Here is a 20,107-nt window from a genome sequence, read left to right as displayed (position 1 = left end):
AGCGGGTCGGGCCCGGAGGGGGCCCACCACGGAGAAGGGCCCCGGCGGGCCCTCAGAGGTACAGCCCGGTCGAGCCCTCCGTGTCGCCGAAGCGCATCGCGGCCACCGCGTGCAGGTCCCGCTCGCGCAGCAGCACGTAGGTGGCGCCGCGGACCTCGACCTCCAGCTTGTCCTCGGGGTCGTACAGGACGCGGTCACCGGGCTCGACCGAGCGGACGCTCTGGCCCACCGCGACGGCCTCGGCCCAGGTGCAGCGCTTGGACAGCTCGGCGGTGGCCGGGATGAGGATGCCGCCGGTCGAGCGGCGCTCGCCCTCGCTGCCCTCGGTCTTCACCAGGACGCGGTCGTGCAGCATCTTGATCGGCAGCTTCTCGCCGAGCCGGTCGTGGCGCGGCGGGTCCTGCTCGGGGGAGGTGGTGCGCAGGGTCGGTTCGTCGTTCGTACTCACGACCCCGAAGGTACCGCTCCCGGGCGCCCGGCGTGACGCCGGACCGGTATACGGAAGGCCGGGTGCGACGGCACCCGGCCCCGCGCGTTCCCGCCGCTCAGCCCTTGCGGCGCTTGCGGGCCGAGGCGACCAGCAGCACCAGACCGGCGCCGACCAGCGCGGCGGGAACGATCCGCTCCTTGCGCGGCCGGCCCTTCTCGTCCACGAACCGCGCCTTGGCCTGCTCGACCAGCCCGCTGGCCGCCACGTACGCCCGGCCGGCCTTCTCCTCCACGGAGGCCACGGCCTTCGCCTTGACCTGGGCCGTGATGGTGCTCGGGTGGACGCGCATGGCGAGCTCGTCCAGGGTCGCCGCCAGCTGGGTGCGGGTGCGGGAGATGTCCGCCTCGATCTGGGCGGTCGTCCTCGCCGACTTGTCCTTCGTGCTCGCCTCGCCCACTCGGGCCACCCCAATTCACTGATGTTGTCCTGTGCGACTGACCCAGTTTGTCAGTTGCCGCCCGGGCCCGCGCGGCCCCACCCACCATCGGAGGTAAGTTGGCCGTGGTACGACCCCCCGTCCACGCACCAGGAGAGTCCCCCGTGAGTGAGCGTCTCCAGCCCGGCGACACCGCACCCGCCTTCAGCCTGTCCGACGCCGACGGCAACCAGGTGTCCCTCGCCGGCCACCTCGGCCGCAAGGTGATCGTGTACTTCTACCCCGCCGCGCTCACCCCCGGCTGCACCAAGCAGGCCTGCGACTTCACCGACAGCCTGGAGGTCTTCGCCGGCGCCGGCTACGACGTCATCGGCATCTCGCCGGACAAGCCGGAGAAGCTCGGCAAGTTCCGCGAGGCGGAGGACCTCAAGGTCACCCTGCTCTCCGACCCGGAGAAGAAGGTGCTGGAGGCGTACGGCGCGTTCGGCGAGAAGAAGCTGTACGGCAAGACCGTCACCGGCGTGATCCGCTCCACCGTGATCGTGGACGAGCAGGGCAAGGTCGAGCACGCCCTGTACAACGTCAAGGCCACCGGCCACGTCGCCAAGCTGCTGCGCGACCTGAAGGTCGAGGCGGCCTGACGCCCGGCGCCGGGCGGCGGACCGCCGGGCGCCGGCAGGGCCACGACGAAGCGGTGGCGGCGCACCCCCCGACCGGGTGCACCGCCACCGCGTCTCTCACCTCACTGAGCCGTGCTCATCGGTTCGTCCCGATCAGCAGGCCCCGAGGTCGCTCCAGACACCCCACGAGCCACTGGCACTGGGGTCGTCGCCCTTGGTCCACCACTTGTTCTGGTAGTAGTGGCCCTTCCAGGCCACCTTGGTGGTGGACGCGTAGGTGGTGCCCGCGTCCCAGCCCGGCGCGCCCGTGCAGGCACCCGAGGTCGGCGTCGCGGTCGGGGTCACCGTCGGCGTGACGGTGGGCGTCACCGTCGGCGTCACGGTCGGGGTGACCGTGGGCGTGACCGTCGGGGTCACGGTGGGCGTCACGGTCGGGGTGACGGTGGGCGTCGCGGTCGGCGTCGCGGTGCCGCCGCCCGTGCTGCCGCGGGTCAGGTCGCCCTTGAGGCCGTACAGCGTGCCGGCGACGTTGACCGTCCAGTTCGACGGCGTCGAGACCGGCAGGTAGTAGACGAAGTCCATGTCGATCGACGCACCCGGCGCCAGCGACTGCCAGCCCGGCAGCTTCACCGAGACGCGGTTGTAGGTGCCCTTGAGGCCGCCCACGTTGCCCGGACCGGGGTTGTCCTGCTTGATCACGGTCAGCCCGAAGCCGGACTGGTCCTTGGCGTTGCCCGGAGCCGAGTTGCTGTAGTCGAACTGGAACTCGGTGCCGCCCGGCAGGGTCAGCGTCGAGTTGTTGACGATGTGGATCTTCGGGTTGATCGGGTAGTTCGAGTCACCCAGCGCGAAGTTGGTGAACGACACGTCGACCGGCAGGGTCTGCTGCGGCAGCGCGACCGTCGAGCGGGTCGCGCCGTACGGCGAGGCCGCCTTGAACTTGTCGTACATCAGCGAGGTCAGCGTCGAGCCCGGCACGTACTGGCCCTTGCCGCCGTTGGCGGCCGCGTCCCACTTGTAGTCGCCCGCGAGCTCCCAGATCATCGCGCCGCCGGCGCCCTGGTTGACGATGTAGTCCGCCTTGGCGGCCACCGACTGCTCGTCCTCGGTGGAGAGGAACACCTTCTTGGTGTCGTTCCACAGCCACGGCGCCACCAGGGTGGAGCTGTAGTTGCGGGTGTAGGTGCCCTGCAGGGCGGTGTCGGTCACGCCGTACTTGGAGAGGTAGTCGGGCACGATGCCCTTCTCCAGATTCTTCGCGTGCCACATCGGGTTCGAGCCCGCCGGGGACTCCTTGCCCGCGTCGTCCTTGTCGTTCCAGATGTTGTCGATGCCGACCGCGCCGTCACCGCACGCCGTCAGACCGGCGCCCACCGGGCAGGTGGTCGCGGACGCGGTGCCCCAGAGGCCGTTGGTGCCACCGGTGACGTTCTTGAAACCGCGGGTGTAGTACGGCAGGCCGACGTTGATCCGGCCGCCCGGCATCGAGCCGCGGAAGTAGTGGTACGACCAGTCGGCGTTCAGGTACCCGATACCGCCGTACTGGCCGGTGCCGTACACGTTGGCCGCCGCCAGCTCGCCGTCCTTGCCGTCGTCGAACAGCGAGGCGTTCGGGCCGACGTACTTGTTCCAGGCGCCGTGCAGGTCGTACGACATGATGTTGACGTAGTCCAGGTACTGCGCGATCTGGAAGGTCTCCATACCGCGCAGCAGGTAACCGGACGACGGGGCGGCGACCGAGAGCAGGTAGTGCTTGCCGTCGGCGGCACCGGCCCGGTCCAGCTTCTCGCGCAGCGTCTTCATCAGCGCCGCGTAGCCCTTGGCCAGGGAGGCGCGCTTGCTGTTGGCGAGCTGCCAGTCCAGCGGGTTGCCCGCGTCCTTCATCGAGGTCGGGTACTCGTAGTCGACGTCGACGCCGTTGAAGCCGTACTTCTTGATGAAGTCGACCGAGGAGTTGGCGAAGGTGTCGATGCCCGCCTGGTTGACGCTGCCGTCCGGGTTGACGGTCATCGAGTAGAAGCCGCCGGAGTTGACGCGCTTGCCGTCGTCGCCGAAGTACCCGCCGGTCTCGGTCCAACCGCCCACCGAGATCATGGTCTTGACGTTCGGGTACTGCTTCTTGAACTTCGTCAGCAGGTTGAAGTGGCCCTTGTACGGCAGCGACGGGTCCAGCTCGGCGCCGGGGACGCCCGGGAAGGAGATCCCGGTGGCCTCGTTCTTGTCGTTGTCGGTGCCGACGGAGATCTTGTTGTCGCTGCCGACGTGCCCGAACGCGTAGTTCAGGTGGGTGACCTTGTCCCAGGGGACGTCGCTCACCAGGTAGGGCGGGGTCCCGTCCTTGCCGGTGCGCCAGCCGGTGAAGTAGCCGATGATGCGGCGCTGATGGTCGGCGCCCATCTTCTCGCGGCCCTCGGTGTCGTAGACGCTGCAGTACGGGACGTCCACCCCGGGAGTCTGGTACATGCCGTCGGGCCGACAGGCCGCGTTGTCGACGGCGGCGGACGCCTGCGAGGGCGCCGCGCCCAGCGTGGCCATCAGCAGACCGGCCAGGCCGGCGACCGCCAGCGAGGCCGTGCCCGCGCGGGCGGCCGGGTTCTTGGAGCGGCGGGCAGCGGTGGGACGCTGCTCGGCCGTGCTTCGGATCAACACTCGGTCCTCCGGGAGAGAGTGTCGGCGCGTACCTGTGGGGGAGCACGCACGTGGGGGAATGCAGATTGGCGCTGAAGCTATGTGGTCTGAACCACATAGGTCAATAGGTCTGTACCAATTGGTAATCAAATCCCCAACAACACCGGTCGAACGGCTGATACCCGCCGGTCACCCGTCCGTATGCCGACGACTGTGCCGGGCCACCCGGACCCGCGTCCCGCACGCGGTCGAACACCACGCCCGACGCGCGTGCTGCTGCAGGAAGAACAGGATGCAACCCGGCGCCGGACAGGCCCGCACCAGCTCCCGCCGACCCCCCGTCAGCAGCTCCACCGCCGACTGCGCCACCCGCCCCAGCAGTACCGCCCCGCGCTCCCCCGCCGCCGACCGGCGAACCCCCCGCGCGACGGCCCCCGGCCCCAGCTCCACCCACCCCGGCGCCGCCCGCACCGCCGCGTTCACCACCGCCACGTCCGCCGCCCCCGCCGGCGGCCTCGCCCTCGGCGCCATGACCCTCGCCCGCACCCCCCACTCCCCCGCGGCCGCCACCGCCGTCATCGTCACCCTCACCGCCCCCGACCCGGCCCGCTTCCTCCCCCTGCTGCTGCTCGCCACCCTCCTCCTCACCGCCACCGGCCTGCTCGCCGCCCGCCTCACCCGCCGGACGTATCCGACGTACTGGTGGTGAGGCCGTGACCGGTCCGCGCCCCACTCGTTCGCATGCGTGGGGGACGGGCGCACACAGGCCCGAAGGGGGACGACCATGCCGGTCACGTACACCCGTGAGCTGCTCGCGACCGCCGCCGCAGCAGCCACCTCGCTCGACGAGATGCTGACCGCTCTCGGGCGGGAGCCCGACAAGGACCGCCGCAAGTACCTGCGCCGCAAACTGACCGCATACGCGATCGACACGTCGCACTTCCGGCCGACCGGAAGCGTCTACACCCGCGAACTCCTGGAGGTCGCCGTGGCGGCCTGCCAGAGCGTGGCCGGGGTCGAGCAACTCCTCGTCCAGCGCCCGTGGGACGCCGAGCGGCTGCCCGGCGCGCGGATCGGCCAGGCCCTGGCGGAGCTCGGCCGCCCGGAGCAGTGCGAGGGCTGCGGCATCGGACCGCAGTGGCGGAGTCGTCCGCTGACCCTGGAGGTGGACCACATCAACGGCGACTGGTCGGACAATCGGCCCGACAACCTCCGACTGCTCTGCCCGAACTGTCATGCCGTCACCGACACCTACTGCGGGCGCGACAAGAACAGGCGCGCAAGATCGGCCCCGGGCTACGACCAGGACGGCACCACGACACGGAATTGCAGTGTTCCAGCACCGGGCAAGCCCCTAGACTAGAGGCCATGCGGCCTTGGCGGAGCTGGCAGTCGCGCTGGACTTAGGATCCAGTGGGAGAAATCCCGTGAGGGTTCGAGTCCCTCAGGCCGCACCAGCCTTAGAAACGAAGGCCCGCCCGGAGATGATCTCCGGGCGGGCCTTCGTCATTCCCGATGGCTCGTCAGCCCAACAGCTCCCGCACCACCGGGGCCAGGGCGCGGAAGGCCTGGCCGCGGTGGCTGATGGCGTTCTTCTCCGCCGCCGTCAGCTCGGCGCACGTCCGGGTCTCGCCCAGCGGCTCCAGGATCGGGTCGTAGCCGAAGCCGCCCTCGCCGGCCGGGGCGGTGCGCAGGGTGCCGAGCAGGCGGCCCTCGACGACGCGCTCGGTGCCGTCGGGCAGGGCCAGCGCGGCAGCGCAGAAGAAGTGGGCGCCGCGGTGCGGGGTGTCGATGTCACCGAGCTGGGCCAGCAGCAGCTCCAGGTTGGCGCGGTCGTCGCCGTGCTTGCCGGCCCAGCGGGCGGAGAAGATGCCGGGGGCGCCGCCCAGGACGTCGACGCAGAGCCCGGAGTCGTCGGCGACGGCGGGCAGGCCGGTGGCCTGCGCGAGGGCGTGTGCCTTGAGCAGGGAGTTCTCGGCGAAGGTGACACCGGTCTCGCGGACGTCCGGGATCTCCGGGTAGGCATCGGCGCCGACCAGTTCGACGTCGAGGCCGGCCTCGCCGAGGATGGCGCGGAGTTCGGCGACCTTGTTCTGGTTGCGGGTGGCGAGAATCAGACGGGTGGACATGAACCCACCCTAACCGGACGTCAGCCGGTGCAGACCTGGGTGAGGTTGCCGGCGGCGTCGCCGAGCGGCTTCAGGTCGGGGACCTGCTTGTTGTTGACGGCCTGCTGGACCTTGTCGACCTGGGTGTTGAGGTCGGTGATCGCCTTGGAGACGTCGGTGTTCTTGGAGTTCTTACCGAGGTCGTCGAGGTCGTTCTTCAGCTTCTGCAGAGCCTGGCCGGCGGCGGCCGAGTCGTTGCTCGCGTTGTTGAAGGCGGTGGTGACGTCGCTGATGTCCCCGGTGATGCGGACCGCGGTGTTGCCGCAGTCGAGTGCCTTCTGGGCGGCCGAGCAACTGACCGCGCTGAGCGGGAGGATGGCGATCAGGCCGGCCACGGCGAGGGTGGCGGGGCGGGCGATGCTCTGGGGCATCCGGTCCTCCTGGGTGCGCGGGTTCCGGAACGGAAGGACGCGCGCCGAGGGGTGCGCGGTTCCCGCAACGGGGTGCTGCGGGAACCGTAAGGGCTCCGGGCCCGGCCTGTACAGCGGCGGCGCCGCGGTTCGGCCGCGCGCCGGAGCCCTCGGGCCGCGCGCCGGAGCCCTACGGGCGCCGGGGGCGGCTCAGCCTTCCAGGACCTTGCGCTGGATCTCGTCCAACTCGGCGCAGCCGAGGGTGCCGAGGTCGAGGAGCCGGTCGAGCAGGGCGCGGTCGAAGGGGGCGCCCTCGGCGGTGCCCTGGACCTCGACGAAGCGGCCGTCGGAGGTGCAGACGATGTTCATGTCGGTCTCGGCCCGGACGTCCTCCTCGTACTGGAGGTCGAGCATCGGGACGCCGTCGATGATGCCGACGCTGACGGCGCTGACGCCGCCGGTGATGGGCTGGCCCTTGGCGCGGAGGATCTTCTTCTCGCGGGCCCAGGCGACGGCGTCGACGAGGGCGACGTAGGCGCCGGTGATGGCGGCGGTGCGGGTGCCGCCGTCGGCCTGGAGGACGTCGCAGTCGAGCACGATGGTGTTCTCGGCGAGGGCGCGGTGGTCGATGACGGCGCGCAGCGAGCGGCCGATCAGGCGGCTGATCTCGTGGGTGCGGCCGCCGATGCGGCCCTTGACGGCCTCGCGGTCGCCGCGGGTGTTGGTGGCGCGCGGGAGCATGGAGTACTCGGCGGTGACCCAGCCCTCGCCGCTGCCCTTGCGCCAGCGCGGGACGCCCTCGGTGACGCTGGCGGTGCACAGCACCTTGGTGTCGCCGTAGGAGACGAGGACGGAGCCTTCGGCGTGCTTGCTCCAGCCCCGCTCGATGGTGATGGGGCGGAGCTGGTCGGGGGTGCGGCCGTCGATGCGTGACATAGGCACCGAGCGTAGTCGCTCCGGTCGGGTGGTTCCGGTACGCCCCGGCGGGTGTGGGGGTGCGCGCGGCGGGTCGGTGGCGGTGCCCGGCGCGGTGTCCGAACGGGCGGGGCCGGCGGGGTGTCCGAACGGCGTCGGCCCGCCGTCCGTGAGGGGGTCGGCGGGCCGGGCGGTGTGAGCCTGGTGGGCTCAGCTCACATCATGTCCTCGATGTCGGCGGCGATCGGGTCGGCGTCGGTGCCGATGACGACCTGGATCGCGGTGCCCATCTTGACGACGCCGTGGGCGCCGGCGGCCTTCAGCGCGGCCTCGTCGACGAGGGAGGCGTCCTTCACCTCGGTACGCAGGCGGGTGATGCAGCCTTCGACCTCTTCGATGTTGTCGATGCCGCCCAGACCGGCGACGATCTTCTCAGCCTTGCTGGCCATCTGATTTCTCCCTCTGTCTCGGCCCGTCGGCTGCTCTGCCGGGTGCCGTCCTGCGCTGTGCCGGGGTCCCCCGGCCGACGGCCGGGGAGGTCGCTGTCGGCTCTGACGCGGGTTCAGCCGCCGTCGCGCTGCGCCGCAGCGCGACTAGCATCACCCGATCAGGACCGATCTGCCACGTTAGTCCACTTTTGGCCCATTCCGGCGCGCATGCTCTGGATCTTCACCCGAGGATGACGATCAGCGGGGCTCCTGCCCCGGTGCGCGCGGCCTGCCCTCCAAAGTGGTCTACACCAATATATGTGTACTCCGATGAACGCAGGAAGCGCCCCGGGTGTTCCTGAGCCCCGCCCGAGGGTCCTCCAGGGGGCCAGCGGCCGGCAACTGCTCTCGGAGGGCGAAGGATGAGTTCGGCAGGCGCCACAGCCCCGCAGACCACGTGGTGGCACACCTTCTACGGCGGACTCCAGAAGATGGGCCGCTCGCTCCAGCTGCCGGTCGCCGTGCTCCCGGCCGCGGGCATCCTCAACCGGCTGGGGCAGCCCGACGTGTTCGGCAAGGACGGCCTCGGCTGGGACGACGTCGCCAAGGTGTTCGCGGCGGCGGGCGGCGCGCTGCTGGACTCCTCGCTGGGCCTGCCGATGCTGTTCTGCATCGGGGTCGCGATCGGCATGGCCAAGAAGGCGGACGGCTCCACCGCGCTGGCCGCCGTGGTGGGCTTCCTGGTCTTCTACGCCGTACTGCACGCCTTCCCGGAGGACTGCAAGCTGCCGACCGTCCTGGTCGGCTCCCAGTGCGTGGACTTCACCTCGGCCAAGTCGGCCGCCGCGACCTACCAGAACCCGGGTGTCCTGGGGGGCATCCTGATGGGCCTGCTGTCGGCCTGGCTCTGGGTGCGCTTCCACCGCACCCGGCTGGTCGACTGGCTGGGCTTCTTCAACGGCCGCCGCCTCGTCCCGATGATCACCGCCGTGGTGGGCATGGTCCTGGCGGTGCTGGCGATCTGGGCCTGGCCGCCGGTCGGCCGGGCCTTCAACGACGTGAGCCAGCAATTGGCCGACCTGGGCGCGGGCGGCGCCGGCATCTTCGGTGTGGCCAACCGCCTCCTGCTGCTGATCGGCATGCACCAGTTGCTGAACACCTTCGTCTGGTTCCAGTTCGGCGACTACACCAAGGCGGACGGCGTCGTCGTCCACGGTGACATCCCGCGCTTCCTGGCCGGCGACCCGACGGCGGGCCAGTTCACCTCCGGCTTCTTCCCGATCATGATGTTCGCGCTGCCGGCCGCCGCACTGGCGATGGCGCACGCGGCCAAGCCGCACCGCCGCAAGGAGATCTACGGCCTGATGCTCTCGGTCGGCCTGACCTCCTTCGTGACCGGCGTCACCGAACCGATCGAGTACTCCTTCGCCTACGTGGCGCCCGCGCTGTACGCGGTGCACGCGCTGCTGACCGGCGCGTCGATGGCGATCACCTGGGCGCTCGGGGTGCACGACGGCTTCAGCTTCTCGGCCGGCCTGATCGACTACGGGCTCAACTGGAGCCTGGCCACCAAGCCCTGGCTGATCATCCCGATCGGGCTCTGCTTCGCCGCCGTGTACTACGCGCTCTTCCGGTTCATCATCGTGAAATTCAACATGCAAACACCCGGACGCGAGGACGACGACGAGGTCGAGGACGTGACCAAGGCATAAACCGAGCGTCACCGGACGCTCCCTGAAATAGGCCCTCGGACCATTGGTCCGAGGGCCTTCGTCATATCCGTGACAGGGCGATGGTCCCGGCCGTCATGAATTCTCCGCCGCAGATCCGGGGAATTCGAGGGCCGGCCCGGCGGCCGGCCGGGCGCGGGCCCCGACCGGGCGCCGGCCGCCCCGGGCCCGGCCGGGGCGGGGCCGCGGCGGCTCCGGACCGTCCGGCCGGAGGGGCGGACCCGGAGGCGGCACTCGGGGTGGGGGGAAGATCGCCGCCGCCGCGCGGCGCACGGTCCGGCAATCCACCGGCGCGCTTGTGGACCGGCGCCGCCATTGGTTTCTTCGAGCTGGCGGCAGTACCTGTCGAGTCCGGTCGCAATGCGCCGGCGAATACCCGGCACCCGATCAGGGGGCCCGGACCATCACGCGATCACCGACGTGATCTCCGCGACGGCCGGGCGCCGCCCGGGCGGGGTGCCGCGGCGGCCGGCGGCGCGGCCGGGGCCGGCCACCCGCCCGACCGTGTCCACCGCCTCCGCCGGGCGGCACCCCGCCGCCCCGCCGGCCGCCCGCCCGGGGGCGTCGGCCCCGACGGCGCGCGCCCCGGCCTTTTTGTTGCGCAAATAGCCAAAATCCCAATCACGGCGGGTAATCATGATCGTCGATCCGCAAGTAGGTTTCGATTTCATAGCGCTTCTCACCAGCACCGCTTTCAGGGCTTCCCCCCCTTCTCCACCCGTGCTACAAAACTGGTCTACACCACGTGTGGTGTAGACCAGTTCGCGGTTCGGCCCTCTGTGCACCTACCCCCCGACCGACCCGCCCTGCCGTTAGGAACCCACCCCCATGAGTCAGTCTGCGCAGGCACCGGCGCCCGCCGCGGCTCCGGCCACGCCAAGCCCCACCAAGAAGTTCGGCCAGAACCTGCTGCAGGGCCTGCAGAAGATCGGCCGCAGCCTCCAGCTGCCCATCGCCGTTCTCCCCGCCGCCGGTCTGCTGCTGCGCCTCGGCCAGGACGATGTGTTCGGCAAGGACGGCCTCGGCTGGGACAAGGTCGCCGCGGTGTTCAACACCGCCGGCGGCGCCGTCTTCGACAACCTGCCGCTGCTGTTCGCGGTGGGTATCGCGATCGGCTTCGCCAAGAAGGCCGACGGCTCCACCGCGCTCGCCGCGCTCGTCGGCTTCCTGGTGTACAAGAACGTGCTGACCGCGTTCCCGGTCACCGATGCCGCGGTCGTGGACGGCAAGTACACCGCCGCCACCTACCAGAACCCGGGCGTGCTCGGCGGTATCGTGATCGGCCTGCTCTCCGCCGTGCTGTGGCAGAAGTACCACCGCACCCGGCTGGTCGACTGGCTCGGCTTCTTCAACGGCCGCCGCCTCGTCCCGATCATCATGGCCTTCGTCGGCACCGCCGTCGGTGTCGTGTTCGCCCTGGCCTGGGGCCCGATCGGCGACGCGATCAAGAGCCTGAACGACACCCTGATCGGTGCCGGCGCGCTCGGCGCGGGCGCGTTCGGCCTGGTCAACCGTGGCCTGCTGCCGGTCGGCATGCACCAGTTCGTGAACTCCTACGCCTGGTTCCAGACCGGTGACTTCACCAAGCCCGACGGCACCGTCGTGCACGGCGACCTGACCCGCTTCTTCGCCGGCGACCCGAGCGCCGGACAGTTCATGTCGGGCTTCTTCCCGATCATGATGTTCGCGCTGCCGGCCGCCGCGTTCGCCATCGCCCACACCGCCAAGCCGCACCGCCGCAAGGCCGTCACCGGCATGATGCTCTCGCTGGCGCTGACCTCCTTCGTCACGGGTGTGACCGAGCCGATCGAGTTCTCCTTCGTCTTCATCGCCCCGGTGCTGTACGTCATCCACGCGCTGCTCACCGCCGTCTCGATGGCCCTCACCTGGGCCCTGGGCGTGCACGACGGCTTCACGTTCTCCGGTGGTCTGATCGACTACCTGCTGGCGTGGAACAAGGCCACCGACCCCTGGATGATCATCCCGCTGGGTCTCGCCTTCGCCGCGCTGTACTACTTCCTCTTCCGCTTCGCGATCGTGAAGTTCGACCTCAAGACCCCCGGTCGCGAGGACGACGAGGAGATCGAGGACGTCACCAAGGCCTGACGCCGAGGAACGACCCGAAGCACCCCCGGCCCCGCCCCGCCGCTCGCTCCCCCGAGCGGCGGGGCGGGGCCGTCGCGCGTCCCGACACGGCTCCGCGATCACGGACCACCCGCTGGGACGGCGGTTGACGAACCGGCGACATCGCTGGTCAACTGAGGCGGTGAACGCGCCGCGCATCCTGGTCAGCCGCTGCCACATCGACTTCGGTCGTGTGTGGTCGGCCGCGTGTTGCGCCTGAACCGCCCGTTCCCCCCGCCGCCGCCCGGCTGACCTCCCGCCGCGCCCCGGCCCCCCGCTTCCCCTCTCGTGTCAGCCCGCACCCGGGCCACCGCCACGTATCCAGCTGCGTTCCGCGCGACCACATGCAGAAGCGCGCACGCACGAGGAAAGTCAAGGCCACGCCATGCCGCGCCAGTTGCACCTGTCCGCCGCCCTCGACAGCCCCGACCGCTTCGACGCCGGGCACTTCACCGCCCTCGCCCGCCTCGCCGAGCGGGCCACGCTCGACTTCGCCACCCTCGAGGACTCCTACGCGCCCGAGCCGCGCCGGCTCGACGCCCTCGCCACCTTCGCGCGACTCGCGCCGCAGACCCGGGGACTCGGCCTGGTCCCGACCGTCACCACCACGCACACCGAGCCGTTCCACACCTCGATATCGGTCAACACCCTGGACTGGGTGAGCGAGGGCCGGGCCGGCTGGCTGGTCGGGGTCTCCGACACCGAGGCGCAGGCCCGGGCCTTCGGCCGCAAGGGCGTCGCCCCGGCGGACGAGCTCTGGGCCGAGGCCGCCGACGCCGCCGAGGTCGCCGCCCGGCTCTGGGACAGCTGGGAGGACGACGCGGAGATCCGCGACGTGGCCACCGGCCGGTTCGTCGACCGGGACAAGCTCCACTACATCGACTTCGAGGGCCCGCACTTCTCGGTGCGCGGCCCCTCCATCACCCCGCGTCCGCCGCAGGGACGGCCGGTGATCGCCGTCCCGGTCGCCGCCGCGGACCTCGCCCCGGACGCCCCCGCCGGCAGCCGGGCCCGGGTGGAGACGGCCGCCCGGTACGCGGACGTCGTCCTGCTGGACGCCCCCGGTCCGGCGGCCCGGCTGACCGCGGCCACCGAGCTGCGGCTGCGCGCGGGCGAGGGCCTGCGCATCCTCGCCCGGCTCACCGCCGACCTCCCCGACAGCGCCGCGGCCGAGGCGCTGACCCGGGAGATCACCGAGGGCGGGGGCGGTGTCGACGGCTTCCACCTGGTACCCGCCGACCCGGCCCGGGACCTCGCCGCGATCGCCGACCACGTCGTCCCGGCCCTGCGCGGGCGCGGCCTGTTCCGCACCGGCTACACCGGCGCCACCCTGCGCGACCACCTCGGTCTGGCCCGCCCGGCCAACCGCTACGCCCCCGCCGCCCCGGCCCCGACGGCCACCCTTCCCGCGCCCACCACGCCCACCGCCGCCCACGCCGAGGTGACCCGATGACGGACCGACCGCTGAAGCAGATCCACCTCGCCGCGCACTTCCCCGGCGTCAACAACACCACGGTCTGGACCGACCCGGCGTCCCGCAGCCAGATCGAGTTCGCCTCCTTCCGCCACCTGGCGGAGACCGCCGAACGCGGCCGGTTCGACTTCTTCTTCCTCGCCGAAGGCCTGCGGCTGCGCGAGGTCAACGGCCTGATCCACGACCTCGACGTGGTCGGCCGACCCGAGTCGATCACCGTGCTCAACGCGCTGGCCGCCGTCACCACCCACCTCGGGCTGGCCGCCACCGTCAACGCCACCTTCAACGAGCCGTACGAACTGGCCCGGCGGTTCGCCTCGCTCGACCACCTCTCCGGCGGCCGGGCCGCCTGGAACGTGGTCACCTCCTCGGACGCCTTCACCGGGGAGAACTTCCGCCGCGGCGGCTACCTCGACCGCGCCGACCGGTACACCCGCGCCGCCGAATTCGTCCAACTGGCCCGGGAGTTCTGGGACGGCGGGAGCGTGCGGCACAGCGGCCCGCAGTTCGACGTCGAGGGCCGGCTCCCGCTGCCGCGCCCGCCGCAGGGCCACCCGGTGGTGATCCAGGCCGGGGACTCCGACGAGGGCCGGGAGTTCGCCGCCGCCGCGGCCGACATCATCTTCAGCCGGCACTCCACCCTCGCCGAGGGCCAGGCCTTCCACGCCGACGTCAAGCGCCGCCTGGCCGCCTACGGGCGCAAGCCGGACGAGCTGAAGATCATGCCCGGCGTCACCTACGTCCTGGGCGACACCGAGGAGGAGGCGGTCGAGCGCGCCGCCGAGATCCGCCGCGCCCAGGTCGGCCCGCAGACCGCCATCGCCTTCCTGGAGCAGGTCTGGGGCGTCGACCTGTCCGACCACGACCCGGACGGCCCGCTGCCCGCCACCGACCCGGTGGTCGACAGCGCCCTCGTCCAGGGCCGGACCAGGCTCGGGGATCCGCTGGAGATCGCCGCCCGGTGGCGCGCGGTGGCCGCCGAGAAGAAGCTCAGCAGCCGCGAGCTGGTGATCGAGGTGACCGGCCGGCAGTCCTTCATCGGCACTCCCGCGACGGTCGCCGCGCAACTCGACAGCCATGTCCAGAACGACGCGGCGGACGGCTTCATCCTCGTCCCGCACCTCACCCCGGGCGGCCTGGACGACTTCGTCGACCAGGTGGTACCGCTGCTCCAGGAGCGCGGGGTGTTCCGCACCGAGTACACCGGGACGACGCTGCGCGAGCACCTCGGCCTGCCCGTCCCCGGGCAGCGCTGAGCCACCCGGGCCGCCCCGCGCCCGGCGCGGGGCGGCCCGCCCGGGTGGCCTCAGATCCGGCCGAGGCGGGCCGCGTGGACGCCGGCCTGGAAGCGGCTCTCCGCCCCCAGGTCGGCGGTCAGCTCGGCGACCAGCCGGCGCACCGTCCGCTCGGAGACCTCCAGCTTCCGGGCGATCGCCGCGTCGGTCAGCCCGGCCGCGAGCAGTCGCAGCACCGTGTCGTGCCGGTCCGTCATCTCCGCCGACCCGGCGAGGAGTTCCGGCGGCGTCCAGGCCGCCGACCAGAAGTACTCGAACAGCTCCGCCACCAACGCGACCAGGGCGGGCTCGCGGACCACCACGGCGGCCGCCGCGGCGTCGGGGTGCCCCGCACCCGGGGCCCGGGGAGCCCCGCCGTCCGGCCCGGCTCCCGGCGCGGGCAGGATCGCCAGCCGGGCGTCGACCACGATCAGCCAGAGCGGCAGCGAGTGCGCGACCCTGATCCGCGCCCCGGCCCCGGTCAGCTCCCGGACGTGCGCGAGCACGGCGGGCCGGCGCAGCGCGGCGGCCGGGTAGATGGAACGCAGGGCGGCGCCGTGGGCGAGGGCGAGCCGTTCGCGGGCGAGCTTGCCCGCGAGCGCCGGGCCGGAGAAGTCCTGGCCGGGCCGGAGGGAGAGCGCCTGGGCGCGGGCGCCGCGGGCGGCGTCCTCCAGCAGGGCGGCGATCCGGTCGGCGCCGCGGACGAGTTCGAGGGCGGCGCCGCCGTGGTGGCGGTGCTGGACCGGCAGGTAGCCGGTGTGGAGGCGCTCGACGGTGTCGCGGGCGTGGCGCAGCGCCTCGACGAGGGCGGTGACCCGGGTGTCGGTGTCGAGCAGGAGTTGCCGCAGGGCGGTGTCGACGGAGACGGCGGCGTGGCCCGGGGCGCCGTCGGCGGTGGGCTGGAGCAGGCCGAGGGCGCGGAGTTCGGCGGTGGCGGCGGCGGTGCGGCCGCCCTCCCAGTCGGGGGCGGGGGCCGGTGCGCCGGGGTCGGCGAGCAGCCGGGCGTAGAGCTGGGTGGCGTCGTCGCCGGTGGGGCTCTCCATCGGCGCAGCGTAGTGAGGCCGGGGGCGGGCGGTCGGGGGATTCCGAGGGGCGAGACGGCGTCGTTTCCGCTCCCGGTCATGGCCGGTTCCGGCAGTGCCGGGGCGGCTGACCTGCGGCGCGGCGCCGGTCAGGATGGGGCGCATGGCTCTTTCCGAGGCTTCGACGATCTGGTTGGACGGCGCGCTGGTGCCCTGGCACGAGGCGCGGACGCATGTGCTGACGCACGGTCTGCACTACGGCACGGGGGTGCTGGAGGGTACCCGGGTGTTCGCGACGGCGGACGGTCCGGCGGTGTTCCGGCTGCCCGGGCATCTGCGCCGGCTGGACCGCAGCGCCCGCATGTTGCGCATGGAACTTCCCTACAGTGTGGATGAGTTGGCCAAGGCGACGGTGGACCTGGTGCGGGCGAACGGCCACCGGTCCTGCTATCTGCGGCACTTCGCGTTCCTGGGCTACGGCTCGATGGGGCTGGACATGCGGTTCTCGCCGACGGTGACGTCCATCGCGAGCTGGCAGTGGGACTCCCAACTCCCGGACGCGGAGGGCGGGATCAGGGTGAAGACGAGCAGTTGGCGGCGGAACGACCCGAACGCGGTGCCGCCCGCGGCCAAGGCCACCGGCCCGTATCTGAACTCGGTGCTGGCCCGCCGGGAGGCGACCGACGCGGGGTACGACGAGGCGCTGCTGCTGGGGCCGGACGGGTCGGTGAGCGAGTGCACCGGTGAGAACGTGTTCGCCGTCCGCGACGGGGTGCTGCGCACGCCGCCGACCAGTGCGGGTGCGCTGGAGGGCATCACCCAGGACACCGTGCTGACGCTGGCCCGCGACCTGGGCCTGCCGGTCCGGGTGGAGGGTCTGCTGCGCTCGGACCTGTACGCGGCCGACGAGCTGTTCCTCTGCGGCACGGCGGCCGGCGTCGTCCCGGTCCGCTCGCTCGACGACCGCGAGCTCCCGGCCGCGCCCGGTCCGGTCACCGAGCGGCTGCGGGAGGCGTACGGGGCCGCGGTGTCGGGTGCCGACCCGCGCTACCGGCACTGGCTGACGCCGGTGGGGTGAGCGGCTCCCGCCGACTTCCTCGCGTGCCCGCGGATCGCCGCGCCGGCCCGCTCAGATCTCGTAGACGGCGCCGGCCCGGGCGACGTCGACCGGGCCGGCGAAGGCGGCGGCGGCGTCCCGGCGGTTGTGTTCGGCGTCGGTCCACGGCGGGATGTGGGTGAGGACGAGGTGGCGGGCGCGGGCCGCGGTGGCGTGTTCGCCGGCCTCGCGGCCGTTGAGGTGGACGGCCCGGTAGGTGTCGCGGCCGTCGATGTAGGCGGCCTCGCAGAGGAAGAGGTCGCTGTCGCGCGCGAGTTCGACGAGTGCGGCGCTCTCACCGGTGTCACCGGAGTAGACGAGGGCCCGGCCGGCGTGTTCGAGCCGGAAGGCGAAGGCGTCGACGGGGTGGTTGACCTGGGCGACCTCGATCCGGAACGGGCCGAGGTCGAAGGCTCCGGGGGTGAGGGTGCGGAAGTCGAAGACCTCCTTCATGCCCGGGTTCTCGGGCATGTCGTAGGCGCGGGCCATCCGCTCGGCGGTGCCGGCCGGGCCGTAGACGGGCATCGGGTCGGGGCAGCCCTCGGCCCGGTAGTTGCGGGCGACCCAGTAGGCGCAGAGGTCGACGCAGTGATCGGCGTGCAGGTGACTGAGCAGGACGGCGTCGACCTCGTAGAGACTGACGTACTTCTGCAGGGCGCCGAGGGCACCGTTGCCGAGGTCGAGCACGACGCGGTAGCCGTCGGCCTCCACGAGGTAGCTGGAGCACGGCGAGTCGGCGGACGGGAAGCTCCCCGAGCACCCCACTACGGTCAGTTTCATCCGAGCCCCTCCGCCCCGACACGTCCTGGCTGCTGCTGGTCAAACGGCAGTACCGGCCGGTGAACCGGCGGGTAGCACTGCGTTCGCGTGTCGAGAGTAAGGGCGGAGGGGCACTTTGCCCCCGTCTCCGTGCCGCGCTGTGGCTGGAATCACCAGAACGCCGGGGGCGGGGGCGGTGCGGTCGGTTCAGCGGTGGCCGGGGCGCCGGCGGGCCCAGACCTTGATCGTGTCGGGGTGCCAGCGGGGGTGTCCGCCGCCGTCGATGACGTCGGGGTCGGGGAGCAGGCCGTGGCGTCGGTAGGTGCGGACGGTCTCCGGCTGGACGTTGATGTGGCGGGCGATCTCGGCGTACGACCACAGGTCGGTGCTGCGGCTCACGGGTGTCACCTCCGGGGAGTGGGGGGACGTTCGGGAGCAGCCTTTCCACCTCCGGGGCCGGCGCGTCCGCCGAACGGACGCTGTGGTCATACCGTGACGAACCGGGAGCAGGATACGGACAAACCACCGGCTGCCACGCCCGCGACGGTGGTGGCGGCGGGCACCGTCCCGGTACGGTTCGCGGCATGACCAACTACTGGTGGCTCGCGCTCTGGACGGTCGCCGCGACGGTGGGCGCCGTGGTGGGGACTCGGCGGCGGGCGCGGCGGCCGGCACGCCGGGGCCCGGTGCCGACGGCGCCGCCGACGTCGGGTCCGCGGCGGGGCCGGGCGGGCGCTCCGGCGCCGCAGGAGATCTGGTGGGCGAAGGTGCCGTTCGAGGACGGTCCCGGGGCGAAGGACCGCCCGTGCCTGGTGCTGCGCGTGAACGGCCGCACCGCCACCGTCGCCAAGATCACCAGCAAGCACCACGCCGACCGCCCGGGCGTGCTGTCGCTGCCGCCGGGCTCGGCGGGCGACCGCGCCGGCCGGAGCAGCTGGCTGGAGACCGACGAGCTGCGCGACGTGCCGCTCAGGCACTTCCGCCGCCGGGCCGGCACGGTGGACCGGCAGATCTGGGACCGCGTGCAGCAGGCCGTCAACTCCTGAGGCTCAGGCCCAGAGCTGGCCCTGGAGCGCCTCGACGGCGGCCTCGGTCGACTCGGCGGTGTAGATGCCGGTCGAGAGGTACTTCCAGCCGCCGTCCGCGACCACGAAGACGATGTCGGCCCGCTCGGCGGCCGTGGCGGCCTTGCGCCCGACGCCGATGGCCGCGTGCAGGATGGCGCCGGTGGAGACGCCGGCGAAGATGCCCTCCTGCTGGAGGAGTTCGCGGGTGCGGCGGACGGCGTCGGCGGAGCCGACGGAGAAGCGGGTGGTGAGCACCTCGGCGTCGTACAGCTCGGGGACGAAGCCCTCGTCGAGGTTGCGCAGACCGTAGACCAGGTCGTCGTAGCGGGGTTCGGCGGCGACGATCCGCACGCCGGGCACCTTCTCGCGCAGGAACCGGCCGACGCCCATCAGGGTGCCGGTGGTGCCGAGGCCGGCCACGAAGTGGGTGACGGAGGGCAGGTCGGCGAGGATCTCGGGGCCGGTGGTGGCGTAGTGGGCGCCGGCGTTGTCGGGGTTGCCGTACTGGTAGAGCATCACCCAGTCGGGGTGCTCGGCGGCGATCTCCTTGGCGATCCGCACGGCGGTGTTGGAGCCGCCCGCGGCCGGTGAGGGGATGATCTCCGCGCCCCACATGCGCAGCAGTTCGCGGCGTTCCTCGCTGGTGTTCTCGGGCATCACGCAGACCATCCGGTAGCCCTTGAGCTTGGCCGCCATGGCGAGCGAGATCCCGGTGTTGCCGCTGGTGGGCTCCAGGATGGTGCACCCGGGGGTGAGCAGTCCGGCGGCCTCGGCGCGCTCGATCATGTGCAGCGCGGGGCGGTCCTTGATGGAGCCGGTGGGGTTGCGGTCCTCCAGCTTGGCCCAGAGGGTGACCAGGCCGTCGGCGTTGCCGGGGACGGCGGCCGAGAGCCGGGGCAGGCGGACCAGCGGGGTGTTGCCGACGGCTTCGAGCGGACTGTCGTAACGCAAGGGGTGCCTCCGGCGACGGCGGTGAGGGTCGGGTGCGGCGGCTCCCCCGCCCGCGCGGCCGGCGGACGGGGGAGCCGGGGATCAGCGTGCGCCGCCGGCCACGGCGGGCAGGATGGTGACGCTGTCGCCGTCGGCGAGGGCGGTGGAGATGCCCTCCAGGAAGCGGACGTCCTCGTCGTTGAGGTAGACGTTGACGAAGCGGCGCAGCTCGCCGCCGTCCAGCAGTCGGGCGGCGATGCCCGGGTGGCGGACGTCGAGGTCCTGGAAGAGTTCCCCGAGGTTGCTGCCGGTGCCCTCGACGGCCTTGGCGCCGTCGGTGTAGGTGCGGAGGATGGTCGGGATGCGGACCTCGATGGCCATGGGTGCGCTCCTGTGCGAGTCGTGAGGTGGGTGGGCCGCAGCGGGCGCGGCAGGGCGGGTCGGGCCCGGTGCGCAGGGCGTACGGCGGGCTCGGTCGGGCGGCTCAGCGCGAGCGCGCCGGCGTGCCGGGACAGATCGCACTGGCGAGCCGGCACAGGTCGACGTGCAGGCGCGCCACGAGGCGGGTGCCCGGGGCCTGGGTGCTCACATCGACGGAACGCATGGGCTCATCGTATAGATTCCCGGCCTCGCTCCGACATGCCTGTCTCGGGATT

24 protein-coding genes and 1 tRNA gene are annotated in these 20,107 nt (G+C 72.2%); 10 read left to right on the top strand and 15 right to left on the bottom strand.

The window, feature by feature from the left end; translation table 11 throughout:
• Positions 1 to 52: 52 nt before the first annotated feature.
• Positions 53 to 355: a co-chaperone GroES gene (locus ACIQTO_RS24925; protein ID WP_148645002.1), complete on the bottom strand. Its 303-nt coding sequence runs from the start codon at positions 353 to 355 to the stop codon at positions 53 to 55.
• A 190-nt stretch (positions 356 to 545) separates the two neighbouring features.
• Positions 546 to 887, bottom strand: a complete 342-nt coding sequence (locus ACIQTO_RS24920; protein WP_402391953.1) for a DUF3618 domain-containing protein — start codon at positions 885 to 887, stop codon at positions 546 to 548.
• A 143-nt stretch (positions 888 to 1,030) separates the two neighbouring features.
• On the opposite strand from ACIQTO_RS24920, the gene bcp reads away from it, so the two are divergent.
• On the top strand, positions 1,031 to 1,507 hold the full coding sequence (gene bcp, locus ACIQTO_RS24915; protein ID WP_402391950.1) for a thioredoxin-dependent thiol peroxidase: 477 nt from the start codon (positions 1,031 to 1,033) through the stop codon (positions 1,505 to 1,507).
• 132 nt (positions 1,508 to 1,639) lie between these two features.
• On the opposite strand, the gene ACIQTO_RS24910 is transcribed toward bcp, so the two are convergent.
• Positions 1,640 to 4,129 carry a chitinase C-terminal domain-containing protein gene (locus tag ACIQTO_RS24910; RefSeq protein ID WP_402392154.1) on the bottom strand — a complete coding sequence of 830 codons (2,490 nt, stop codon included), beginning with the start codon at positions 4,127 to 4,129 and terminating at the stop codon, positions 1,640 to 1,642.
• Positions 4,130 to 4,303: 174 nt separating this feature from the next.
• Positions 4,304 to 4,435: a CGNR zinc finger domain-containing protein gene (locus ACIQTO_RS24905; protein WP_402391947.1), complete on the bottom strand. Its 132-nt coding sequence runs from the start codon at positions 4,433 to 4,435 to the stop codon at positions 4,304 to 4,306.
• Here ACIQTO_RS24905 and ACIQTO_RS24900 point away from each other — a divergent pair.
• From ACIQTO_RS24900 to ACIQTO_RS24890, 3 genes are all read left to right on the top strand, one after another.
• On the top strand, positions 4,407 to 4,823 hold the full coding sequence (locus tag ACIQTO_RS24900; RefSeq protein ID WP_402391944.1) for an HPP family protein: 417 nt from the start codon (positions 4,407 to 4,409) through the stop codon (positions 4,821 to 4,823). The two genes, ACIQTO_RS24905 and ACIQTO_RS24900, sit on opposite strands and share 29 nt — an antisense overlap.
• 75 nt (positions 4,824 to 4,898) lie before the next feature.
• The gene (locus ACIQTO_RS24895) at positions 4,899 to 5,477 is read left to right on the top strand and encodes an HNH endonuclease signature motif containing protein (protein WP_402391942.1); all 579 of its coding nucleotides are present in this window, start codon (positions 4,899 to 4,901) and stop codon (positions 5,475 to 5,477) included.
• A gap of 7 nt (positions 5,478 to 5,484) precedes the next feature.
• Positions 5,485 to 5,571 (top strand) — tRNA-Leu (locus ACIQTO_RS24890).
• A 66-nt stretch (positions 5,572 to 5,637) separates the two neighbouring features.
• Here the strand turns inward: ACIQTO_RS24890 and rdgB are convergent.
• The 4 genes from rdgB to ACIQTO_RS24870 form a co-directional block, all read right to left on the bottom strand.
• Positions 5,638 to 6,243, bottom strand: coding sequence for an RdgB/HAM1 family non-canonical purine NTP pyrophosphatase (rdgB, locus tag ACIQTO_RS24885; protein ID WP_402391939.1), 606 nt, complete (start codon positions 6,241 to 6,243; stop codon positions 5,638 to 5,640).
• Positions 6,244 to 6,263: 20 nt separating this feature from the next.
• The gene (locus ACIQTO_RS24880; RefSeq protein WP_380575732.1) at positions 6,264 to 6,653 is read right to left on the bottom strand and encodes a hypothetical protein; all 390 of its coding nucleotides are present in this window, start codon (positions 6,651 to 6,653) and stop codon (positions 6,264 to 6,266) included.
• Positions 6,654 to 6,842: 189 nt separating this feature from the next.
• Entirely contained in the window at positions 6,843 to 7,568 is a 726-nt protein-coding gene (rph, locus tag ACIQTO_RS24875) for a ribonuclease PH (protein WP_380575730.1), read from the bottom strand.
• A 194-nt stretch (positions 7,569 to 7,762) separates the two neighbouring features.
• Entirely contained in the window at positions 7,763 to 7,996 is a 234-nt protein-coding gene (locus ACIQTO_RS24870; protein WP_030060521.1) for a glucose PTS transporter subunit EIIB, read from the bottom strand.
• Between the two features lie 401 nt (positions 7,997 to 8,397).
• Between ACIQTO_RS24870 and ACIQTO_RS24865 the strand changes: the two genes are divergently transcribed.
• Positions 8,398 to 9,687: a PTS transporter subunit EIIC gene (locus tag ACIQTO_RS24865; RefSeq protein WP_402391936.1), complete on the top strand. Its 1,290-nt coding sequence runs from the start codon at positions 8,398 to 8,400 to the stop codon at positions 9,685 to 9,687.
• Positions 9,688 to 10,109: 422 nt separating this feature from the next.
• Here ACIQTO_RS24865 and ACIQTO_RS24860 read toward each other — a convergent pair whose 3' ends face one another.
• Positions 10,110 to 10,310, bottom strand: a complete 201-nt coding sequence (locus ACIQTO_RS24860) for a hypothetical protein (protein ID WP_402391933.1) — start codon at positions 10,308 to 10,310, stop codon at positions 10,110 to 10,112.
• 223 nt (positions 10,311 to 10,533) lie between these two features.
• On the opposite strand from ACIQTO_RS24860, the gene ACIQTO_RS24855 reads away from it, so the two are divergent.
• The 3 genes from ACIQTO_RS24855 to ACIQTO_RS24845 all read left to right on the top strand — a co-directional run bounded on the left by ACIQTO_RS24855 (position 10,534) and on the right by ACIQTO_RS24845 (position 14,559).
• Positions 10,534 to 11,811, top strand: a complete 1,278-nt coding sequence (locus tag ACIQTO_RS24855; RefSeq protein WP_402391931.1) for a PTS transporter subunit EIIC — start codon at positions 10,534 to 10,536, stop codon at positions 11,809 to 11,811.
• Positions 11,812 to 12,214: 403 nt separating this feature from the next.
• Positions 12,215 to 13,282: an LLM class flavin-dependent oxidoreductase gene (locus ACIQTO_RS24850; RefSeq protein ID WP_402391928.1), complete on the top strand. Its 1,068-nt coding sequence runs from the start codon at positions 12,215 to 12,217 to the stop codon at positions 13,280 to 13,282.
• Complete coding sequence (locus tag ACIQTO_RS24845) at positions 13,279 to 14,559, top strand: LLM class flavin-dependent oxidoreductase (protein ID WP_402391925.1); 1,281 nt, start codon at positions 13,279 to 13,281, stop codon at positions 14,557 to 14,559. The genes ACIQTO_RS24850 and ACIQTO_RS24845 overlap by 4 nt, the downstream gene beginning before the upstream one ends.
• A gap of 50 nt (positions 14,560 to 14,609) precedes the next feature.
• Here ACIQTO_RS24845 and ACIQTO_RS24840 read toward each other — a convergent pair whose 3' ends face one another.
• Positions 14,610 to 15,620: a LuxR C-terminal-related transcriptional regulator gene (locus tag ACIQTO_RS24840; RefSeq protein WP_402391922.1), complete on the bottom strand. Its 1,011-nt coding sequence runs from the start codon at positions 15,618 to 15,620 to the stop codon at positions 14,610 to 14,612.
• Between the two features lie 142 nt (positions 15,621 to 15,762).
• Here ACIQTO_RS24840 and ACIQTO_RS24835 point away from each other — a divergent pair, with 142 nt between their 5' ends.
• Positions 15,763 to 16,677: a branched-chain amino acid transaminase gene (locus ACIQTO_RS24835; RefSeq protein WP_402391918.1), complete on the top strand. Its 915-nt coding sequence runs from the start codon at positions 15,763 to 15,765 to the stop codon at positions 16,675 to 16,677.
• Between the two features lie 51 nt (positions 16,678 to 16,728).
• On the opposite strand, the gene ACIQTO_RS24830 is transcribed toward ACIQTO_RS24835, so the two are convergent.
• Positions 16,729 to 17,475 (bottom strand): MBL fold metallo-hydrolase, encoded by a 747-nt coding sequence (locus ACIQTO_RS24830; RefSeq protein WP_402391916.1) that lies wholly within the window; start codon positions 17,473 to 17,475, stop codon positions 16,729 to 16,731.
• A 186-nt stretch (positions 17,476 to 17,661) separates the two neighbouring features.
• Positions 17,662 to 17,853, bottom strand: a complete 192-nt coding sequence (locus ACIQTO_RS24825; protein WP_402391914.1) for a MerR family transcriptional regulator — start codon at positions 17,851 to 17,853, stop codon at positions 17,662 to 17,664.
• 185 nt (positions 17,854 to 18,038) lie between these two features.
• On the opposite strand from ACIQTO_RS24825, the gene ACIQTO_RS24820 reads away from it, so the two are divergent.
• Positions 18,039 to 18,500 carry a type II toxin-antitoxin system PemK/MazF family toxin gene (locus ACIQTO_RS24820; RefSeq protein WP_402391911.1) on the top strand — a complete coding sequence of 154 codons (462 nt, stop codon included), beginning with the start codon at positions 18,039 to 18,041 and terminating at the stop codon, positions 18,498 to 18,500.
• 3 nt (positions 18,501 to 18,503) lie between these two features.
• Here ACIQTO_RS24820 and ACIQTO_RS24815 read toward each other — a convergent pair whose 3' ends face one another.
• The 3 genes from ACIQTO_RS24815 to ACIQTO_RS24805 form a co-directional block, all read right to left on the bottom strand.
• The gene (locus ACIQTO_RS24815) at positions 18,504 to 19,472 is read right to left on the bottom strand and encodes a PLP-dependent cysteine synthase family protein (protein ID WP_387881274.1); all 969 of its coding nucleotides are present in this window, start codon (positions 19,470 to 19,472) and stop codon (positions 18,504 to 18,506) included.
• Between the two features lie 81 nt (positions 19,473 to 19,553).
• Positions 19,554 to 19,832: a MoaD/ThiS family protein gene (locus ACIQTO_RS24810; RefSeq protein WP_402391907.1), complete on the bottom strand. Its 279-nt coding sequence runs from the start codon at positions 19,830 to 19,832 to the stop codon at positions 19,554 to 19,556.
• A gap of 103 nt (positions 19,833 to 19,935) precedes the next feature.
• Positions 19,936 to 20,055 carry a putative leader peptide gene (locus ACIQTO_RS24805; RefSeq protein WP_327677307.1) on the bottom strand — a complete coding sequence of 40 codons (120 nt, stop codon included), beginning with the start codon at positions 20,053 to 20,055 and terminating at the stop codon, positions 19,936 to 19,938.
• Positions 20,056 to 20,107 lie beyond the last annotated feature (52 nt).

Origin of the sequence: Kitasatospora sp. NPDC091207 (genome assembly GCF_044768625.1) — a bacterium.
Taxonomy (GTDB): domain Bacteria; phylum Actinomycetota; class Actinomycetes; order Streptomycetales; family Streptomycetaceae; genus Kitasatospora.
The sequence above is the reverse complement of the archived record's forward strand: the minus strand, read 5'-3'. Positions and strand labels throughout refer to the sequence as shown.

Coding starts and splice junctions, on each gene's coding strand:
- ACIQTO_RS24925 (WP_148645002.1), bottom strand. CDS start 355: ATGCTGCACGACCGCGTCCTGGTGAAGACCGAGGGCAGCGAGGGCGAG.
- ACIQTO_RS24900 (WP_402391944.1), top strand. CDS start 4,407: ATGCAACCCGGCGCCGGACAGGCCCGCACCAGCTCCCGCCGACCCCCC.
- ACIQTO_RS24895 (WP_402391942.1), top strand. CDS start 4,899: ATGCCGGTCACGTACACCCGTGAGCTGCTCGCGACCGCCGCCGCAGCA.
- rdgB (WP_402391939.1), bottom strand. CDS start 6,243: ATGTCCACCCGTCTGATTCTCGCCACCCGCAACCAGAACAAGGTCGCC.
- ACIQTO_RS24880 (WP_380575732.1), bottom strand. CDS start 6,653: ATGCCCCAGAGCATCGCCCGCCCCGCCACCCTCGCCGTGGCCGGCCTG.
- rph (WP_380575730.1), bottom strand. CDS start 7,568: ATGTCACGCATCGACGGCCGCACCCCCGACCAGCTCCGCCCCATCACC.
- ACIQTO_RS24870 (WP_030060521.1), bottom strand. CDS start 7,996: ATGGCCAGCAAGGCTGAGAAGATCGTCGCCGGTCTGGGCGGCATCGAC.
- ACIQTO_RS24865 (WP_402391936.1), top strand. CDS start 8,398: ATGAGTTCGGCAGGCGCCACAGCCCCGCAGACCACGTGGTGGCACACC.
- ACIQTO_RS24855 (WP_402391931.1), top strand. CDS start 10,534: ATGAGTCAGTCTGCGCAGGCACCGGCGCCCGCCGCGGCTCCGGCCACG.
- ACIQTO_RS24850 (WP_402391928.1), top strand. CDS start 12,215: ATGCCGCGCCAGTTGCACCTGTCCGCCGCCCTCGACAGCCCCGACCGC.
- ACIQTO_RS24845 (WP_402391925.1), top strand. CDS start 13,279: ATGACGGACCGACCGCTGAAGCAGATCCACCTCGCCGCGCACTTCCCC.
- ACIQTO_RS24840 (WP_402391922.1), bottom strand. CDS start 15,620: ATGGAGAGCCCCACCGGCGACGACGCCACCCAGCTCTACGCCCGGCTG.
- ACIQTO_RS24835 (WP_402391918.1), top strand. CDS start 15,763: ATGGCTCTTTCCGAGGCTTCGACGATCTGGTTGGACGGCGCGCTGGTG.
- ACIQTO_RS24830 (WP_402391916.1), bottom strand. CDS start 17,475: ATGAAACTGACCGTAGTGGGGTGCTCGGGGAGCTTCCCGTCCGCCGAC.
- ACIQTO_RS24820 (WP_402391911.1), top strand. CDS start 18,039: ATGACCAACTACTGGTGGCTCGCGCTCTGGACGGTCGCCGCGACGGTG.
- ACIQTO_RS24810 (WP_402391907.1), bottom strand. CDS start 19,832: ATGGCCATCGAGGTCCGCATCCCGACCATCCTCCGCACCTACACCGAC.
- ACIQTO_RS24805 (WP_327677307.1), bottom strand. CDS start 20,055: ATGCGTTCCGTCGATGTGAGCACCCAGGCCCCGGGCACCCGCCTCGTG.